General features: G+C 60.7%; 1 pseudogene. It reads left to right on the top strand.

What is annotated here, in order from left to right:
• Positions 1-41: 41 nt before the first annotated feature.
• Positions 42-341: pseudogene (locus KVT27_RS24010) on the top strand (MBL fold metallo-hydrolase); the annotation flags it as partial.

Here is a 341-nt window from a genome sequence, read left to right as displayed (position 1 = left end):
CCGGATGATTTTCGTGGGGCGTAAGGAAGGATGACTGGCAAATGAACATCGTGGCCGTGCATACGGATGAAATAACGCAAGTAAAGGTGCCGCCGCCTTTCCCGCTGCGCTGGGTGAACGCTTACCTGGTACGCGGCAGCCAAGGTTACACCGTGATTGATCCGGGGCTGCATACCCCGGATGCGGAAGCACGCTAGCTGGAGGTGCTGCAGCAGCGCGGCATTGACTTCGAGCACATCGAGCAGATTGTGCTCACACACCACCATCCCGACCACTACGGGATGGCCGGGTGGTTCCAGGAGCGCACGGGCGCGCCGGTTCTCCTCTCGGAGACCGGATAC

The organism is Lysinibacillus sp. GbtcB16, assembly GCF_019091145.1.
In the GTDB taxonomy this organism is placed as follows: domain Bacteria; phylum Bacillota; class Bacilli; order Bacillales_A; family Planococcaceae; genus Lysinibacillus; species Lysinibacillus fusiformis.
This window is presented reverse-complemented; position numbering and strand designations above follow the sequence as displayed.